Source organism: Saccharothrix sp. NRRL B-16348, from assembly GCF_001280085.1.
Lineage (GTDB): Bacteria > Actinomycetota > Actinomycetes > Mycobacteriales > Pseudonocardiaceae > Actinosynnema.
The window spans coordinates 39117-56521 of the sequence record NZ_LGED01000198.1; the positions used below are offsets into that span (position 1 = coordinate 39117).

At 70.9% G+C, this 17405-nt stretch carries 18 protein-coding genes; 11 read left to right on the forward strand and 7 right to left on the reverse strand.

Translation table 11 applies throughout. The features are described from left to right. Position 1: 1 nt before the first annotated feature. The 8 genes from ADK67_RS20540 (at position 2) to ADK67_RS20575 (ending at position 8359) form a co-directional block, all read left to right on the forward strand. The gene (locus tag ADK67_RS20540) at positions 2-487 is read left to right on the forward strand and encodes a (2Fe-2S)-binding protein (protein WP_053718078.1); all 486 of its coding nucleotides are present in this window, start codon (positions 2-4) and stop codon (positions 485-487) included. After that, positions 484-1839: an 8-oxoguanine deaminase gene (locus ADK67_RS20545; protein WP_053718079.1), complete on the forward strand. Its 1356-nt coding sequence runs from the start codon at positions 484-486 to the stop codon at positions 1837-1839. The genes ADK67_RS20540 and ADK67_RS20545 overlap by 4 nt, the downstream gene beginning before the upstream one ends. Then, positions 1836-4061 (forward strand): xanthine dehydrogenase subunit D, encoded by a 2226-nt coding sequence (gene pucD / locus ADK67_RS20550; RefSeq protein WP_053718080.1) that lies wholly within the window; start codon positions 1836-1838, stop codon positions 4059-4061. Before ADK67_RS20545 ends, pucD begins: the two co-directional genes overlap by 4 nt. A 288-nt stretch (positions 4062-4349) precedes the next feature. Further along, a complete protein-coding gene (locus ADK67_RS20555) occupies positions 4350-4832 on the forward strand; it encodes a nucleoside deaminase (RefSeq protein WP_053718081.1) in 483 nt (160 codons plus the stop codon). A gap of 168 nt (positions 4833-5000) precedes the next feature. Next, the gene (locus ADK67_RS20560) at positions 5001-6425 is read left to right on the forward strand and encodes an NCS2 family permease (RefSeq protein ID WP_053718082.1); all 1425 of its coding nucleotides are present in this window, start codon (positions 5001-5003) and stop codon (positions 6423-6425) included. A gap of 10 nt (positions 6426-6435) precedes the next feature. Further along, complete coding sequence (locus tag ADK67_RS20565) at positions 6436-7494, forward strand: XdhC family protein (RefSeq protein ID WP_053718083.1); 1059 nt, start codon at positions 6436-6438, stop codon at positions 7492-7494. Then, on the forward strand, positions 7403-7777 hold the full coding sequence (locus ADK67_RS20570; protein ID WP_053718150.1) for an allophanate hydrolase-related protein: 375 nt from the start codon (positions 7403-7405) through the stop codon (positions 7775-7777). The genes ADK67_RS20565 and ADK67_RS20570 overlap by 92 nt, the downstream gene beginning before the upstream one ends. 84 nt (positions 7778-7861) lie before the next feature. Beyond that, the gene (locus ADK67_RS20575; protein ID WP_053718084.1) at positions 7862-8359 is read left to right on the forward strand and encodes a hypothetical protein; all 498 of its coding nucleotides are present in this window, start codon (positions 7862-7864) and stop codon (positions 8357-8359) included. A 25-nt stretch (positions 8360-8384) separates the two neighbouring features. Here ADK67_RS20575 and ADK67_RS20580 read toward each other — a convergent pair whose 3' ends face one another. The 5 genes from ADK67_RS20580 to ADK67_RS20600 form a co-directional block, all read right to left on the reverse strand. Further along, positions 8385-9014 carry a response regulator gene (locus ADK67_RS20580; protein ID WP_053718085.1) on the reverse strand — a complete coding sequence of 210 codons (630 nt, stop codon included), beginning with the start codon at positions 9012-9014 and terminating at the stop codon, positions 8385-8387. Further along, on the reverse strand, positions 9011-10207 hold the full coding sequence (locus ADK67_RS20585) for a sensor histidine kinase (RefSeq protein WP_053718151.1): 1197 nt from the start codon (positions 10205-10207) through the stop codon (positions 9011-9013). Before ADK67_RS20585 ends, ADK67_RS20580 begins: the two co-directional genes overlap by 4 nt. A gap of 11 nt (positions 10208-10218) precedes the next feature. Further along, positions 10219-10944, reverse strand: a complete 726-nt coding sequence (locus tag ADK67_RS20590) for an ABC transporter permease (protein ID WP_053718086.1) — start codon at positions 10942-10944, stop codon at positions 10219-10221. Between the two features lie 4 nt (positions 10945-10948). Then, positions 10949-11857: an ABC transporter ATP-binding protein gene (locus ADK67_RS20595; protein ID WP_053718087.1), complete on the reverse strand. Its 909-nt coding sequence runs from the start codon at positions 11855-11857 to the stop codon at positions 10949-10951. A gap of 314 nt (positions 11858-12171) precedes the next feature. Then, complete coding sequence (locus ADK67_RS20600) at positions 12172-12753, reverse strand: TetR/AcrR family transcriptional regulator (RefSeq protein ID WP_053718088.1); 582 nt, start codon at positions 12751-12753, stop codon at positions 12172-12174. Positions 12754-12834: 81 nt separating this feature from the next. Between ADK67_RS20600 and ADK67_RS20605 the strand changes: the two genes are divergently transcribed. Next, positions 12835-13149: an antibiotic biosynthesis monooxygenase family protein gene (locus ADK67_RS20605; RefSeq protein ID WP_053718089.1), complete on the forward strand. Its 315-nt coding sequence runs from the start codon at positions 12835-12837 to the stop codon at positions 13147-13149. A 7-nt stretch (positions 13150-13156) separates the two neighbouring features. Here ADK67_RS20605 and ADK67_RS20610 read toward each other — a convergent pair whose 3' ends face one another. Further along, positions 13157-13666 (reverse strand): DUF305 domain-containing protein, encoded by a 510-nt coding sequence (locus ADK67_RS20610; protein WP_231648281.1) that lies wholly within the window; start codon positions 13664-13666, stop codon positions 13157-13159. Between the two features lie 335 nt (positions 13667-14001). On the opposite strand from ADK67_RS20610, the gene ADK67_RS20615 reads away from it, so the two are divergent. Beyond that, positions 14002-15432: an LVIVD repeat-containing protein gene (locus ADK67_RS20615; RefSeq protein WP_442974175.1), complete on the forward strand. Its 1431-nt coding sequence runs from the start codon at positions 14002-14004 to the stop codon at positions 15430-15432. 222 nt (positions 15433-15654) lie between these two features. Further along, positions 15655-16269, forward strand: coding sequence for a hypothetical protein (locus ADK67_RS20620; RefSeq protein ID WP_053718092.1), 615 nt, complete (start codon positions 15655-15657; stop codon positions 16267-16269). Here ADK67_RS20620 and ADK67_RS20625 read toward each other — a convergent pair. Next, entirely contained in the window at positions 16241-17404 is a 1164-nt protein-coding gene (locus tag ADK67_RS20625) for a low temperature requirement protein A (RefSeq protein WP_053718093.1), read from the reverse strand. The genes ADK67_RS20620 and ADK67_RS20625 overlap by 29 nt on opposite strands. Between the last annotated feature and the right edge of the window lies 1 nt (position 17405).

Below are 17405 nucleotides of genomic sequence, written 5' to 3' on the forward strand. Positions count from 1 at the left end.
CATGCGCGTGAACGTGACGGTGAACGGCGAGCCGAGGCAGGCCGACGACGTGTGGGAGGGCGAGAGCCTGCTGTTCCTGCTGCGCGAGCGGCTGGGTCTGCCCGGTTCGAAGAACGCGTGCGAGCAGGGCGAGTGCGGCTCGTGCACGGTGTACCTGGACGACACGCCGGTGTGCTCCTGCCTGGTGGCCGCGGGCCAGGTGCAGGACCGCGAGGTGCGGACGGTGGAGGGCCTCGCCGACGGCGATCGGCTCGACCCGGTGCAGGAGGCGTTCGTGGAGGCGGGCGCGGTGCAGTGCGGGTTCTGCACGCCCGGACTCGTGGTCGCCGCGCACGACCTGCTCGACCGGGTGCCGCGGCCGAGCGACCCGGAGATCCGCGAGGCGCTGGCCGGGAACCTGTGCCGCTGCACGGGGTACGAGAAGATCCTGGACGCCGTGCGCCTGGCCGCGACCCGCAAGGCCGACCCGGAGGCCGCGAGCCGATGACGCCGACCATCCTCGACGGCGTCGCGGTGGCCACGGTGGACGCCGCGGGCACCGAGCACGCGTTCGGCCACGTGGTGATCGAGAACGGCCGGATCACCGCGGTGGGCGCGGGTCAGGCGCCCAAGCCGACCGGGCCGCACACGTGGGTCGACGGCAGCGGCTGCCTGGTCACGCCTGGCCTCGTCAACACCCACCACCACCTCTACCAGTGGGCCACCCGCGGTCTCGCCCAGGACGCCACGCTGTTCGAGTGGCTGACCACGCTGTACCCGGTGTGGCGCGGCCTGGACGCCGAGATCACGCACGCGGCGGCGTCCGCCGGGCTGGCGAGGCTCGCGACCACCGGGTGCACCACCGCCGCCGACCACCACTACGTCTACCCGCGCGACGGCGGCGACCAGTTCGCCGCGCTGGTCGAGGCGGGTAAGCGCGTCGGCCTCCGCCTGCACGCCATCCGCGGCTCGATGGACCGCGGCCGGTCGCACGGCGGCCTGCCGCCGGACAACCTGGTCGAGGACACCGAGGCCGCGCTCCTCGCCACCGAGCAGGCCGTGAACGACCACCACGACACGAGCCCGGACGCGTTGACCCGGGTGGCCGTCGGGCCGTGCTCGCCGTTCTCGGTCAGCGCCGAGCTGATGACCGGCGCGGCGGAACTGGCCCGCGCCAAGGGCGTCCGGCTGCACACCCACCTCGCCGAGACGGTGGACGAGGAGGACCAGTGCCAGGCCGAGTACGGCTGCACGCCCACCGAGTACGCCGAACGGCTCGGCTGGCTCGGCGACGACGTGTGGCTCGCGCACACCGTGCACCTGTCACCCGATGCGGTGAAGCGGTTGGGCGCGACCGGCACCGGCAGTGCCCACTGCCCCACCTCCAACGGTCGGCTCGGCACCGGCATCGCCCCGGTCCGCGACCTGCTCGACGCGGGCGCGCCGGTCGGCCTCGGCGTGGACGGCGCGGCGTCCAACGAGTCCGGCGGGATGGTCGAGGAGCTGCACCAGGCGCTGCTGCAGGCCAGGCACCGCGGCGGCCCCAAGGCGCTGGACGTTCGCCAGGCGTTGTGGCTGGGCACCATGGGCGGCGCGCGCTGCCTCGGGCGTGACGGGGAGATCGGCTCGATCGAACCGGGCAAGCTCGCCGACCTGGCCGTGTGGCGGCTCGACGGGCTCGACCACGCGGGCATCGACGACCCGGTGGCCGCCTTGGTGCTCGGACCGCTGCCGAAGCTGAAGCTCCTGCTGGTGGGCGGCCGGACCGTGGTGGACGACGGCGAACTGCGCACCGCCTCCGAAACCGATCTCGCGCGCGACCTGCGCGCCGCCGCCGAGCGACTGAAGGGCACGCGATGAGCCTCACCCCCGCCGAACTGACCTCCGCCGTGGCCGGTGGCATCGGCTCCAGCCCGCAGCGGCCCGACGGGAACCTCAAGGTGCGCGGCGAGTTCGCCTACGCCTCGGACCTGTGGCACGAGGACATGATCTGGGGCGCGACCCTGCGCAGCCCGCACCCGTACGCGCGGATCCTCTCGATCGACCTGACCGAGGCGCTTCAGGTGCCCGGCGTCTACGCCGTGCTCACGCACGAGGACGTGCGGGGCAAGAACCGGTACGGGTTGGAGCACAAGGACCAACCGGTGCTCGCCGAGGACATCGTCCGCTACCAGGGTGAACCGGTCGCGCTCGTCGGCGCGGACCACCCGGAGACGGCGCAGCGCGCCATGAAGCGCATCAAGGTCAAGTACGAGGTGCTCACACCCGTCGTGGACATGGAGACGGCGGTCGACGACACGCCGCTGCACCCCGGCGGCAACCTCGTGCGGCACGTGCCCGTGCGGCGGGGCGACCAGCACGCGGAGGCCGAGGTCGTGGTCACCGGCCGGTACGAGGTCGGCATGCAGGACCAGGCGTTCCTGGGGCCCGAGTCCGGCTTGGCCGTGCCCGCCGAGGACGGCGGCGTCGACCTGTACATCGCCACCCAGTGGCTGCACGTCGACCAGGGCCAGGTCGCGGCGGCCCTCGGCCTGCCGCTGGAGCGGGTGCGGCTGACGCTGTCCGGCGTCGGCGGCGCGTTCGGCGGGCGTGAGGACCTGTCCATGCAGGTGCACGCTTGCCTGCTGGCGCTGCACACCGGCAAGCCGACCAAGATGGTCTACAACCGCGAGGAGTCGTTCTACGGGCACGTGCACCGGCACCCCGCGGTGCTGTACTACGAGCACGGCGCGGACCGCACCGGCAAGCTCGTGTACGTCAAGGCCCGGATCTACCTCGACGGCGGCGCGTACGCCTCCAGCACGCCCGCCGTGGTGGCGAACTCGGCCACGCTCGGCGTCGGCCCTTACGACGTGGACAACGTGACGGTCGACTGCTGGGGCGTCTTCACGAACAACCCGCCGTGCGGCGCGATGCGCGGGTTCGGCGCGGTGCAGTCGGCGTTCGCCTACGAGTCCCAGATGGACAAGCTCGCCGAGGCGCTCGGCATGGACCCGGTGGACGTGCGGATCGTCAACGCGATGAGCGAGGGCTCGGTCATGCCGACCGGGCAGGTGGTCGACTCGGCCGCGCCCGTCGCGCAGCTGCTGAAGCTGGTGAAGGACAAGCCGATGCCGCCGCTGTCGACCGCGGTCGACCTGCGTGACATGCCCGGCGGCGTCTCCAACACCACGCACGGCGAAGGTGTGGTGCGCGGCGTGGGTTACGCCGTGGGCATCAAGAACATCTGCTTCTCCGAGGGCTACGACGACTACTCCACCGCGCGGGTCCGGTTGCAAATCATCAACGGCGAACCGGCCGCGCTGGCGCACACGGCGGCGGCCGAGGTCGGACAGGGCCTGGTGACGATCATGCAGCAGATCGTGCGCACCGAGCTGGGGGTGGAGCGGGTGACGATCCTGCCGATGGACACCAGCATCGGCAACGGCGGCTCCACGTCCGCGTCCCGGCAGACCTACGTGACCGGCGGCGCGGTGAAGGCCGCGTGCGCCGCCGTGCGGGAGAAGCTGGCGAAGCTCGCCGGCGGCCGTGACCTGGCGGGCGTGGACCTGGTCGGGCTGCTGGGCGACGACGTGATCGACGAGACCGTGGAGTGGCGGCACCGCGCCACCGAACCCATCGACCCCGAGACCGGGCAGGGCAACGCCCACGTGCAGTACGGCTTCGCCGCGCACCGCGCGGTGGTGGACGTGGACGTGGAGCTGGGGTTGGTGAAGGTCGTCGAGCTGGACTGCGCCCAGGACGTCGGCAAGGCGCTCAACCCGCAGGCCGTGCTGGGCCAGATCCAGGGCGGCTCCGCCCAAGGCCTCGGCCTCGCGGTGATGGAGGAGATCCAGACCGAGGGCGGCAAGGTGCGCAACCCGTCGTTCACCGACTACCTCATCCCCACCGTGCTCGACATGCCGCCGATGAGCATCGACGTGCTGGAACTCGCCGACCCGAACGCGCCCTACGGCGTGCGTGGCGTCGGCGAGCCGCCGACCATCTCGTCCACCCCGGCCATCGTCGCCGCCATCCGCGCCGCCACCGGCCTCGCCCTGACCCGCGTGCCCGTGCGACCGGAGCACATCACCGGCACCTGACTCCCTCTCCGGCCCCATACCGAACGACGCGGCCGCCACGTCCCGCCGTGGCGCGCACGCGCACGCCCCAAGGAGACCCATGACCAACGATGCTGCTCTGGGCGGCGGGCGACACGCCGACGACCGCCAACTCATCGCGGACATGGGCGGTAGAGGCGGAATCACAGCCTTATCGGCAGCCAGGGTGGCCCGAAGAGCCGGACGGAGACTTCTCGGGAGCCGCCAAAGGCAAGACCCCATCAGCCGCAGCCGGCCCTTCTGGGCCGCACAAGTCCTACGGAGCACCCCGTGACCACGTCCCTGTCCCCTGACCACGCTTGGCTGCGCGAGGCGATCGACCTCGCCACCCGCAACGTCGCCGCCGGTGGTGGCCCGTTCGGCGCGGTGATCATCCGGGGTGGTGAGGTGATCGCGACCGGCACCAACCAGGTGACGCCGACGCTCGACCCGACCGCGCACGCCGAGGTGGTCGCCATCCGGGCGGCGTGCCAGGTCATCGGCGACTTCCGGCTCACCGGCTGCGTGCTCGTGTCGTCCTGCGAGCCGTGCCCGCTGTGCCTGTCCGCCGCGCTGTGGGCGCGGGTGGACCGGGTCGTCTACGCCGCGGACCGGCACGACGCCGCCGCGGCCGGGTTCGACGACCGCGAGTTCCACGAGCTGTTCGGCCGGCCGCGCGAGACGTGGAGCCTGCCGGTGCACCAGGTCTCCACGGGCGAGGACACCACGCCGTTCAGCGCGTGGCTGGCCCGGACCGACCGCGTCGACTACTAGCCGGACCAAGACCAGAAGGCGGCGCCCGAGCAGGCGGCGGAACCCGGAGCGGCCACGAGCCGCAGGTGCTGACCGGAGCACCGAGCACACCGACTCGAACGCGTTCAGCGGGGCCGTGCTTGCCGGCTTCGCCCCGCCGAACGCGCCCACCGGCATGGGAAGGACGTCATGACCCGGCTCAGGGATGACATCCCCACGCGGACCACACGACTCGACCGGTTCTTCCGCGTCAGCGAACGCGGCAGCACCATCGGCCGGGAAGTGCGCGGCGGTATCACCACCTTCGTGGCGATGTCCTACATCGTATTGCTCAACCCGCTGATCCTGGGCGCCTCGGCCGACATCACCGGCGCCCGCCTCACCGTCGAACAGGTCACCACGGCGACCGCGCTGGCCGCGGGCGTGATGACGGTCCTCATGGGTGTCGTCGGCAACGCGCCGCTGGCACTGGCCGCGGGCCTCGGGGTGAACGGCGTGGTCGCGTTCCAGCTCGCGCCGACCATGACCTGGGCGCAGGCGTTCGGACTCGTGGTGCTGGAAGGCCTGTGCATCGTCGTGCTGGCCGCGTCCGGGGTGCGGGAACGGATCATCAACGCCATCCCCGCGCCGCTGAAGACGGCCATCACCATCGGCATCGGCCTGTACATCGCGCTGGTCGGCCTGGTCAGCGCCGGGTTCGTGACCCGGACGCCCGACGCGGCCGGCTCCACCGTGCCGGTCCGGATGGGCCTGGACGGCCACCTGGTCGGCTGGCCGATCGCGGTGTTCTGCGTCGGCCTGCTGCTGATGATCGTGCTGATGGCCCGCGGCGTGCCCGGCGCGGTGCTGATCAGCATCGCGGCGGCCACCGTGCTCGCCGTGGTCGTGAACGCCGTGTTCGACGTGTCCGGGTGGGGTCTCGTCACGCCCGACCTGCCGGACTCCGTCGTGGCCGCGCCGGACTTCGGGCTGTTCGGCGAGGTGGACCTGGTCGGCGGGTTCGCCTCGGCGGGCGCGATCACCGCGACGGTGTTCCTGTTCACGCTGGTGCTGTCCGGGTTCTTCGACGCCATGGGCACGATCACGTCCGTCTCCGACGAGGCCGGGCTCACCCGGGACGGCAAGGTGCCTGGCATGGGCCGGATCCTGCTGGTCGACGGGTTCGGCGCGGTCGCGGGCGGTGTCACCGGGTCGTCGCCCAACACCGTGTTCCTCGAGTCGGCCGCAGGCGTCGGCGAAGGCGCCCGGACCGGTCTGGCGAGCGTGGTGACCGGGACGATGCTCGCCGCCACCCTGCTCTTCACCCCGCTCGCGGCGGTGGTGCCCGCGCAGGCCGCCGCACCGGCACTCGTGGTGATCGGCGGCCTGATGATGGCGCAGTGCCGGCGGATCCCCTGGGACGACACGGATTACACGATCCCGGTGTTCCTCACCGCGGCGGTGATCCCGTTCACCTACTCGATCACCAACGGCATCGGCGCGGGCCTCGTGTCGTACGTGGTGATCAAGACCTGCAAGGGCCAGTGGCGCTCGGTCGGCTGGCTGATGACCGTGATCGCGGTGCTGTTCGTCCTCTACTTCGGGGTCGAGGGGTTCACCGCCGTGCTGCGTTAGGGAGGGTGTCGTGCGCGAGTTGGCCGCTTCGGTGCTGGCGTGGACCGGGCCGTTCGCCGTCGCTTCCGTCGTGTCGGTGCGTGGCAGCGCGCCACGACCGGTGGGCGCGGCGCTGGCCGTGCACCCGGACGGACGGGTGGTGGGCAGCGTGTCGGGTGGGTGCGTCGAGGGCGCGGTGTACGAGCTGGCACTGGAGGTCCTGGCCACGGGGCAGCCGCGGCTCGCGCGGTTCGGGTACTCGACCGAGGACGCGTTCGCGGTCGGTCTCACCTGTGGCGGCGAGTTGGAGGTCTTCGTCCAGCTCGCCACCCCCGAGATCCGGGCCGCGCTGCGGGCGGCGGTCGAAGGGCGTCCGGTGGTGTTGACGAGGTCGTTGGCCATGGGCACAGGTTCCGTGGAATTCCCAGACCTCGCAGCAACTTCTTCGTCGGTTGTGGACAACTGCCTTGTGGAGAGTTGGGGAACGGCTCCGCGACTACTGGTGTTCGGCGCGATCGACTACGCCTCGGCCGTGGCTGCACAAGGGAAATTCCTCGGGTACCACGTCACGGTGTGCGACGCACGACCTGTCTTCGCGACTGTGGACAGGTTCCCGGCGGCCGACGAAGTGGTGGTCGACTGGCCGCACCGCTACCTGGCCTCGACGCCGACCGACCCGTCCACCGCGGTGTGCGTCCTGACGCACGACCCGAAGTTCGACGTGCCGCTGTTGGTGGAGGCGCTGCGGCGGCCGTTGGCGTTCGTCGGCGCCCTCGGCTCACGCCGCACGCACCACGACCGCGTGGCCCGGCTGCGCGCGGAAGGCGTCACGGAGGCGGAACTCGCCCGCCTGCGCTCCCCCATCGGCCTCGACCTCGGCGCGGCCACGCCCGAGGAGACCGCCGTGTCGATCGCCGCCGAGCTGATCGCCGTGCGCCGCGGCGGCGGTGGCCTGCCCCTGTCCCGGACCGACGTCCCGATCCACAAGGAGGACCCCGATGGCGTTGATCTTCCTCAACGGCGGCGGCATGCGCGGCGGCCCGCTGCACCACCAGTTGCAGGGGACACCGCTGTTGTGTGTGGCGCGTAGCGCGCCCCGGTACCGCTACTTCTCCGTGGGCGACCGGTTCCCCGCGATGCACGCCTCCGGCTCGGGCCGCGTGGTCGGCGAGGTGTACGACGTGCCGCTGACCGTGCTGCGCGACCACCTGTTGCCCGCCGAGCCGCCCGAGCTGGAGATCGGCGTGATCGAACTGGCGGACGGGAGCGCCGCGTTGGCCACCGTGCTGCGGGACGCCTACCTCGACAGCCGTGAGCTGACGGACATCACGGCGGTCGGTGACTGGCGCGCGTACCTGGCCGGAAAGCCCTGATCCCGCGCGGGCCGGCCCGATCGCGCACGCTCGGCGCGTCCGGGTGTCACGATGGCCGGCACAGGACGATCCAGAGGGGGCTTCATGAGGAAACCAGGCATCTTCCTGGCCGCGCTGGCCATGGTCATCGGCTCGCTGGCGGTGCCGACCACGGCTGCCGCGGCGTCGAACAACTGCAACCACGAGCAGGGTGGTGTGGCGCTGCCGAGGTCCGCCGACTCGTTGGAAGGGGGCATCGGATCGGTCCAGTTGTGCATCGACAGCAGCAAGCGGGTCTGGGCGTACGTGGTGCTCTACCAGCCCATGCCCGCCGGGCGCTGGGGGAACGTGTGGCTGAGGCGCTACTACGAGGGCTTCTTGACCGGCGAGTTCTCCTGCAACGGGGAGCCGGGCGGCAACGGCTACGTGAAGCCGGGTCAAACGCGGTGCTGGACGCCGAAGGTGGCCGGATCCGAGGCGAACGTCGAGTTCAAGGCCTTGTCGTGGGTCTACCGCGGCACCTACCCGAACGAGGACTGGAGCGTCGCGTTCGGCATGACCCTGGCGTGCTCGGCGGCCACGGGGGCCTGCCGCGACGCGTGAACCCTTCCTCGCAGGTGCGCCGGGTCTACGTCCCGGAACGCGGCACCAGCAGTCCCCGTTCGTAAGCCACCGCCACGGCGGCGGCGCGGTCCTTCACACCCAGCTTGGCGTAGACGTGCACCAGATGCGTCTTCACGGTCGCCTCGCTGATGAAGAGCCTCGCCGCCGCCTCCCGGTTCGTGCACCCCTGGGAGATCAGGCTCAGCACCTCCACCTCGCGGTCGCTCAACGGCTCCGCCACCGGCTGCCGCACCTGGCCCACGAGCCTGGTCGCCACGGACGGTGACAGCACCGCCTCTCCCCTGGCCGCCGAACGCACCGCGCGGAACAGCTCGTCCCGAGGCGTGTCCTTCAAGAGGTACCCCGTCGCGCCCGCCTTGATCGCGGGCAGCACGTCGCTGTCCGTGTCGTACGTCGTCAGCACCAGCACCCGGGTCGGGCAGCCGCGCAGCCGCTCGATGGCCGTGACGCCGTCCACGCCGGGCATCCGCAGGTCCATCAGCACGACGTCCGGCCGCAGGGCCAGCACCACGGTCACCGCCTCCGCGCCGTCCGCCGCCTCACCCACCACGTCCACGTCACCGGCGCGCGCGAGCATCCCGCGCAGCCCGTCGCGCACGACGGGGTGGTCGTCCACGATCACCACGCGGATCACCGGGCCACCTCGGCCGGGATCGCGGGCACCGACGCGGACACCGCCGTGCCGCCGCCCGGCTCGGACTCCACGACCAGCGCGCCCGCCAGCCGGGACACCCGCTGGCGCATGCCGACCAGCCCGAACCCGTCCGTCTTGACCTCCGGGTCGAACCCCGCGCCGTCGTCGCGCACGTCCAACGTCACCACGTCCTCCATGTACGACAACGTCAACCCGACCCGCGAAGCGCGCGCGTGCTTGGCGACGTTCGACAACGCCTCTTGAGCGGCACGCAGCAACGTCACCTCCACCTCGGGGTGCAGTGGGCGCGCCGCACCCGTCGTGCTGATCGACGCCGCCACCCCGGTCTGGTCCGTCCACCCGGCCGTGACCTCGGCCAACGCGTCCGGGAGGTTCGCGTCCACCAGCGCGGGCGGGCGCAGGGCGTGCACCGAGCGGCGGGCCTCGGCCAGGTTCTCCCGCGCCAGCCGCAACGCCGTCTCGACGTGCCGCGGCGGGTCCTCGTCCGCCTGGAGCTGCGTGATGATGCCGGCGAAGCCCTGGGCGAGCGTGTCGTGGATCTCCCGCGCCAACCGCTGCCGCTCGTCCAGCACGCCCGCCTCGTGCGCCTGGATCAGCAACTGGGCGTGCAGGCCGGCGTTCTCCTTCATCATCGCCGCCATCTCGGCGACCATCTCCTTGCGCCGCCGGGACTGCTCGGACGTGATGTGGCCGAACGTGGTGAACGTGCAGGCGATGATCACGATGAACACGACGATGATCAGGTAGACGACGATCGGCCCGAGCTCCGCCGGCGGGAAGCCGCCGTACAGCGACGTCGCCGCGAGCACGCCGGTGGCCGACACCCCGACGAGCTTCCACCGGCCGGGCAGCACGTCGATGGCGTAGATGTACCCGGCGAAGGAGAAGAACCCGAACATGGGGTCGCGCAGCCCCAGCAACGCGTACGCGACCAGGATGCCGACGAAGAACACCGCCATCAGGCCGACTCGGGAGCGCCAGCCCGGGTGCAGGGTGTACCACCACAGCATCCACAGGCCGGTCACCGCCGCGATGCCCACGTTGACCGCCGTGGTCGGGCCGGTGTCCGACCCGACCACCAGGTACATGACGGTCGTCAGCACCAGGACGAAGTACGGGATGGCGTGCCCGGCGACGGTCAGCCGCCGTTCCCAAGTGTCCAGCACGTCCATCGCGCGCACCCCTACTCCCAGCGGAACGACTTCGCGGCGACGGTACCCGCCGCCACCGTGACCAGCGCCAGCACGCCGAGGTGCACCGGGTCCGGCGCGGCGCCGAGCCACGACTGCTGCAACGCCTCGACGCCCGGCGGCAGGTACGCGCCGATGACGTTGAGGAAGTCCGGCAGCAGGAACCTCGGCAGGTACACGCCGCCGAAGAACATGACCAGCATGAACACCACGGTCGCCCACCCGCCGGCGGACCTCGCGTTCGGCGCCCAGGCCGCGACCAGCAGGCCGATCGCGGACAGTGACAACATCCCGAGCAGGAACGTCACCAGGAACCAGAGCGGGTGGTGCGGCAGGTCGATGTCGAACACCGCCCGGCCCACGACCATGAGCAGCACGATCGAGATCACGCCCGCGATCAGGTTGACGAGCACCTGCGCCACGAGCAGGCGCGCCGGGTGGACCGGGGTGGTGGAGAAGCGGCGCAGCACGCCCTTCTCGCGGTAGGTCGCGACCGTGGCGGGCAGCTTGTTCAGGCCGAGGAACGCCAACGCGGTCACCACCAGCGACGACATGAAGGCGTCGATGAACCGCTGGTTGTCGAAGTTCGGGTCGGGGGTGCGCAACGCGGGGATCGCGCCGAGCACCAGCAGCAGGATGGCCGGGAAGAGGACCGCGAACACGACCATGCTCGGCTCGCGCAGGAACAGCTTCCACTCGGTGTTGACGATCTTCAGCATGCTGCTACTCCGTGAGCGCGCGGCCGGTGAGGCGGATGAAGGCGTCGTCCAGGCCGGCCTGCTCGATGCGCAGGTCGGCGGCGACGATCTGGTTGCGGGCGAGGACGGACGTGACGGCGTGCAGCAGGTTGCCCGTGCCGGTCACGACGAGCTGCGGACCGTGCTGCTCGACGTTCGAGACCTCGGGCAGCTCTTCGAGCAGCTTCACGTCCAGCGGCGCGGTCGGCCGGAACCGGACCCGCTGCTCACCGTCCACCCGGGACACGAGCCCGGCCGGGCTGTCCACCGCGACCAGCCTGCCCGCGTCGATCACGGCGATCCGGTCGCACAGCCGTTCGGCCTCTTCCATGAAGTGGGTGACCAGCACGACCGTGACGCCGGCGTCGCGGACCTGCTCGACCAGGCTCCACGTGTCGCGGCGCGCCTGCGGGTCGAGGCCCGTGGTGAGCTCGTCCAGCACCGCGATCTTGGGCTTGCCGATCAGCGCCAACGCGATGGAGACGCGTTGCTTCTGGCCGCCGGAGAGCTTGCGGTACTCGGTCTTGGCGCGGTCGGCCAGGCCCAGGCGGGCCAGCAGCTCCCGCCAGTCGGCCGGGTCGCGGTAGAACGACGCGTACAGGTCGAGCGCCTCGCCGACCCGGATGCGGTCGGGCAGCTCGCTCTGCTGCAGCTGCACGCCGAGCCGGGTGCGCAGCTCCGCCCGGTCACGTCGCGGGTCCAGCCCGTCGACGCGGATCGTGCCGCCGTCCGGGGAGCGCAGGCCCTCCACGCACTCCACGGTCGTGGTCTTCCCCGCCCCGTTCGGGCCGAGGATCCCGAAGATCTCCCCCTCGTCGACGGTGAACGAGACACCGTCCACCGCGACCTTCCGGTCGTAGGTCTTGACGAGGTCGACCACCTCGATGATTGCCATGCCACCAGCGTGGTCGCGGGGGCGTTCGGCCGGATCACACGGCGGGCCACACCTGGCATCAACCGATCGATTGATCTCCCCGTAGACCACCCTGATCCACCCTCAGGGGTGTGCCTGAGCGTTGAACTCAGGGGTCCTGAACGTAGGACTCTCGCGACGCGAACGTAGGACTCACGCGTTCTGAACGTAGGACACGCGCGTTCTGAACGTAGGACACGCGCGTTCTGAACGTAGGACACGCGCGTTCTGGAGGTAGGACACGCGTGACGCGAAGGTTCGACACGCGTGACCCGAGCGTTCGACACGCGCGGGGGTTAAGGGTGGAGGCCGTGGAGGATTTGGGTGACGAGGGCGGTGACGACCTGGTCGTTGTGCGCGGTGTCGCCCGGGCGGAGGGTGCGGGCGGCGGCCTCGACGGCGCCGTGGACGAGGACGGCGCGGAGGGCGGGTGCGGGGACGCCTGCCTCGATGAGGACGGCGGTCAGGGGTGCGAGGAGCTTGTCGTGCTCGGCGCGGATCGCGGTGCGGGCGGCGTCGGGCAGCGCGTGCGCGGACAGGGCGACGACCGCGCCGTGGCGGCCGTCGGCGATGATCTCCAGCTCGGTGCGGAGGTAGGCCTCGACCTTGGCCTCGACGCCCTCGACCGAGCGCACCGCCTCGGCCAGCCAGCGGCCCCACTCGGGCAGCTCGTCGGACACGATCGCGGCGACCAGCTCCTCGCGGGAGCGGAAGTACTCGTACAGGCTCGGCCGGGACAGGCCGACGCGACGGGCCAGCGACGCGAGGGTCAGCGCGTCCGCGCCCTCCGCGGCCACGATGTCGCGGCCCGCGTCCAGCAGGGCCCGCAGCCGGTTCGCGCGGTGCTGCGCGAGCGTGTCGGCGCTGATCCTGGGCACTCGCCCGATCCTAGCCCTTGCCTTGCCTACGCGCCGTTGGGATAGTTCCCTACACAGCGTCGGGAACCACGGAGGTGTCGGGTGTTCATCGCGACCAACCGCTTGTTCGTCCCCGCCGAGCGCGCCGAGGAGTTCGAAGCGCACTTCCGGAGCAACATGCGCGCCTACCTGCCCGGCGTGCCCGGCCTGCGCCGCAGCACGCTGCTGCGCCCCACCCGCCCGGACCAGCCGTACGTGTCGGTCAACGAGTTCGACACCGAGGACGACTTCCGCGCCTGGGTCGCGTCGGACTCCTTCAAGGAGGCGCACCGGCGCAACTCCGGCATCGCCCGCCACGTCACGGGCAACGCGGTGGAGACCTTCCAGCCCTCGGAAGACCTGCTGCTCATCCCCTGATCCGCGGTCAGGGGATGGTGATGGCCTTCATCCGGTTGATCTCGTCGGTCTGGGACGCGGAGACGTCGTTGGCCATCTCCTCGACCCGCACGTCGCTGCCCGAGGACAGCACCTCGACGGCCATCTGCACGGCGCCCTCGTGGTGGGCGATCATCAGCTGGAGGAAGAGCCGGTCGAAGTCCGCGCCCCTGGCCGCCTTCAACGCGGCCAACTGCTCGTCGGTGGCCATGCCGGGCATCGAACCGTGGTCGACCTCCGGCAGGTCGGCGGCGTGACCGTGCGCGGGCGCGTTCTCCGCGTACTGCCGCTGCCACTGCTCCATCGCGGCGATCTCCGGGCCCTGCGTGTCGTGGATCCGCGACGCCAGGCCGCGCACCGTCTCGTGCTGCGCGCGTTCCGGCGCCAGCGCGGTCATGTCCAGCGCCTGTCGGTGGTGGACGATCATGCGGGCCACGTACTCCAGGTCCGCCTCGCTCGGCGCGACCCAGCGATCCGTGCCGAAATCTTCCGGCGCCAACGTTTTCGCTTGCTCACCGGGCCCTTGCGGGGCAATGATCGGAGGCTGGTCGTCCGACTGGGACGTACACCCCGCGAGGACGGCCACCAACACCGCGACGAACACGATCCGCATCCCGCTACCCCCTAGAACCTCCGGTCGGCCGCCAACGTACCCGGCCGTTCCACCAGCCGGAAGCCAGAAATTCCCGACGATCGGGTCTGGTACTTAGCCATGCGAAGGGGTGATACTGCGGGCCCTGCAGTGGGTTGGAAGGGGAACCTGAAGTGGATGTACGCGATTTGACCCGCCGACGCAGAACGCCGGCCGCGGTCTTGGGGGCGTTCGCGCTGAGCCTGTCGGTCGTGGCCTGGGCGCCTCAGGCGACCGCCGCGCCGGACGACGCCGACCTGGCCGGACTGTCCGAGACCCAGTTGTCGAGCCAGGAGCAGCCGGTCGCCGGCATTCCCGGCGTCGACGAGATCCGCAACAGCCGCAACGTCAAGCACCTGGCGAACCTGCCGAAGCCGGCGCCGTTCACCACCTCGTCCACGTGGTCCGACCTGGCGTTCCAGAACGGCTACGCGTACAGCGGCAACTACGACGGCTTCGTCATCTACGACGTGCGCAACCCGCACAAGCCGTCCATCGTGAGCACGGTGTGGTGCCCGGGCTCGCAGAACGACATCTCGGTCAAGGACAACCTGCTCTTCCTGTCCACCGACTCCTCGCGCAGCGACAACTCCTGCGCCAGCACGCCGCTCGCCGCGACCAACAAGGACGCGTGGGAGGGCATCAAGGTCTTCGACATCAGCGACAAGAAGAACCCGAAGTACGTCGCCGCGGTCGAGACCAAGTGCGGTTCGCACACGCACACGCTGGTGCCGGACAAGAAGGGCAAGGACGCCTACCTCTACGTCTCGTCCTACGGCCCCAACGACACGTTCCCGGACTGCAAGACGCCGCACGACCTGATCAGCATCGTCAAGGTGCCGCTCAAGAACCCGGCGGCGGCCTCGCTGCTCTCGGAGACGGTGCTGTTCCCGGACGGCGGCAACCCCGGCCGTGACGGCACGATCGAGGACGGCTACGTCCGCGCCACCTCGGGCTGCCACGACATCACCGTGTACCCGTCGAAGGACCTCGCGGCCGGCGCCTGCATGGGTGACGGCGTGCTGTGGGACATCTCCGACCGGGAGAAGCCCCGCGAGATCAGCCGCGTCCAGGACAACGTGAACTTCGCGTTCTGGCACTCGGCCACCTTCAACAACGCCGGCACCAAGGTCGTCTTCACCGACGAGCTCGGCGGCGGCGGCGCGCCGACCTGCAACGAGAAGATCGGCCCGACCCGCGGTGCGGACGGCATCTACGACATCACCGGCCACGGTGACGCTCGTGAGCTGGAGTTCCGCTCGTACTACAAGATCTCCCGGACCCAGGGCGACACGGAGAACTGCGTGGCGCACAACGGTTCGCTGATCCCCGTGCAGGGTCGCGACATCATGGTGCAGGCGTGGTACCAGGGCGGCATCTCGGTCTGGGACTTCACCGACTCCCGCAACCCCAAGGAGATCGGCTGGTTCGAGCGCGGCCCGCTGCCCAACGGCGCCGGCGGCGGCTCGTGGTCGGCGTACTACTACAACGGCTACATCTTCTCGAACGACATGGCCAAGGGCTTCGACGTCCTCGACATCCGCGACCCGCGGACGGCGACGGCGAAGCTCGTCCGCGTCGGCGAGTTGAACGTGCAGACGCAGGGCTCGTACCGGGACCTGTTCCCGCGCTAGCCCGGACGGTCCGACCGTCGTGACACCAGGAGGGGCCCGCCGCGCACCAGCGGCGGGCCCCTTCGTTCGCCCGACGGCCACGCACACTGCATATTCCCCCTTTTAACACCGCACTATCGCGGCCCGGTACTCCTTGCCGGTGAATTCGTTCGCGCTCGCTCCTACTCCGCGTAGTATCAAAACCGATTCCTCTTCACGAATTCCTCGCGAGGAGTATTTCCCATGCCGGACATGACCCTCTACCGGGGTGAGCGCGGCAATGTCTGGCCGGCCCCTGCCGTGCGCCTCATCTGGGGCGGCATGACCATTCGCGACCCGTGGCCGGGTGCTCGCCTGCCGAACCAGACGGCCACCGGCGCGTGGTCGGCGCTGTCGCGGCAGATCAGCACCGGCGGCGGCGACCTGGCGGCGTTCTCCCGCACCGTGCGCGCGGCCGGCGTGTCCTACGGCCTGAACTTCACCCGCACGCCCGTGCCCGTCGACCCGGACTGCGACCACCACTACGTGGTCACCATCCACCACGCGCGCACGTTCCTGCTGCGCTACGGCGGCGTCGGCGGCTGGACGCTGGGCGACGAGGTGCCGTGGGTGACCGATCCGGCGCCGGCCGACCAGGATTACGTGGTGCTGAACGGCCCGAGCGTGAGCCGGTCGACGGTATTGGGTTACGGCCATTTCGCCGACACGCCGGAAGTCACCTTGTTCACCGATGTGCCGACCAATTGGGTGACTTCCGTGAACGGCCAGCCGATCGGCGCACAGGGGGTGCGCGTGCTGACCGATTCGGCCTTGTCCGACGCCGAACGGCTCAAGTTGACGAAATTGCGCCGTCCGTAGCGCCGCGCCGGCCGGAGATCACCACCGCGACGAGCGCCGCGAGCACGACCGCCACCGCGTGGATCGGCGCGGGCGTGAACGTCATCGCGAGCACGAGCACGGCGGCGACCGGGAACCCCCAGAGCGCCGGTCCGCGTCGGGCGGGACGGACCTGGAGCGCCCACACGACGACCAGGAACACCGCCACCGGCACCGTGGTGGTCAGCCCCGCGGCCAACGTCGGCAGGTGCGCGACGTGCAGGTCGTAGTCGACGGAGACTTCGAGTCCCGCACCGACCGCCGCCACCGAGGCGAACACCAGGTAATGGCCGTAACCCCAGGTGATCGCCCGCGGCAGGGTGTCGAGCAGGTGGTGCGCGGGGTAGTCGAAGTAGAGCCACCACAGCGAGAACACGATCACCAGGCCGGCCGCGGCGAGCGAGATCAGCGCGAAGCTCGCGTGCCCGGCGTCCAGGGCCGCGCCGATCGCGCCGGTCGCGGCCAGGATCGACTCGCCCAGCACGATCAGCGTGAAGAGCCCGTACCGCTCCACGACGTGGTGCGGGTGCCACGTCGTCTGGCCGGCGCGCTCCGCCCAGACCGGCACCGCGAGTTCCGCCACCACCATCGTCAGGAAGCCGACCAGGAACACGTCGTCGGGCAGGAACAGCCGCGCGACCCAGCCGACCTGCACCACCGTGATGCCGATGGCGTACCGCCGGGCGCACACCTTCCGCTCGGCGTCGGCGCGCGACGCGCGCAGCCACTGCGCGACCATCGCCAGCCGCATCAGCACGTACCCGAGCGTGATCACGGTGTAGTCCGAGTGGTCGAACGCCCGGGGCACGCCCGCCGCCAGCACCAGCACGCCCGCGACCTGCACCAGGGTGGTGAGGCGGTACGGCACGTCGTCGGTGTCGTAGGCGGACGCGAACCAGGTGAAGTTCAGCCAGCCCCACCAGATCGCGAAGAACACCAGCAGGTAGCCGAGCACACCGGAGCCGATGTGGTTCTCCGACAGCGCGTGGTGCAGCTTCGCCGCCGCGGACGCGACCGCCACCACGAAGCTCAGGTCGAACAGCAGCTCCAACGGCGTGGCCACCCGGTGGTCCTCATCGGACCGCCGGGCCGTCATCCGCCGGTACAACGTCGTCATG

Coding starts and splice junctions, on each gene's coding strand:
- ADK67_RS20540 (WP_053718078.1), top strand. CDS start 2: ATGCGCGTGAACGTGACGGTGAACGGCGAGCCGAGGCAGGCCGACGAC.
- ADK67_RS20545 (WP_053718079.1), top strand. CDS start 484: ATGACGCCGACCATCCTCGACGGCGTCGCGGTGGCCACGGTGGACGCC.
- pucD (WP_053718080.1), top strand. CDS start 1,836: ATGAGCCTCACCCCCGCCGAACTGACCTCCGCCGTGGCCGGTGGCATC.
- ADK67_RS20560 (WP_053718082.1), top strand. CDS start 5,001: ATGACCCGGCTCAGGGATGACATCCCCACGCGGACCACACGACTCGAC.
- ADK67_RS20570 (WP_053718150.1), top strand. CDS start 7,403: ATGGCGTTGATCTTCCTCAACGGCGGCGGCATGCGCGGCGGCCCGCTG.
- ADK67_RS20575 (WP_053718084.1), top strand. CDS start 7,862: ATGAGGAAACCAGGCATCTTCCTGGCCGCGCTGGCCATGGTCATCGGC.
- ADK67_RS20585 (WP_053718151.1), bottom strand. CDS start 10,207: ATGGACGTGCTGGACACTTGGGAACGGCGGCTGACCGTCGCCGGGCAC.
- ADK67_RS20590 (WP_053718086.1), bottom strand. CDS start 10,944: ATGCTGAAGATCGTCAACACCGAGTGGAAGCTGTTCCTGCGCGAGCCG.
- ADK67_RS20595 (WP_053718087.1), bottom strand. CDS start 11,857: ATGGCAATCATCGAGGTGGTCGACCTCGTCAAGACCTACGACCGGAAG.
- ADK67_RS20620 (WP_053718092.1), top strand. CDS start 15,655: ATGCCGGACATGACCCTCTACCGGGGTGAGCGCGGCAATGTCTGGCCG.
- ADK67_RS20625 (WP_053718093.1), bottom strand. CDS start 17,404: ATGACGACGTTGTACCGGCGGATGACGGCCCGGCGGTCCGATGAGGAC.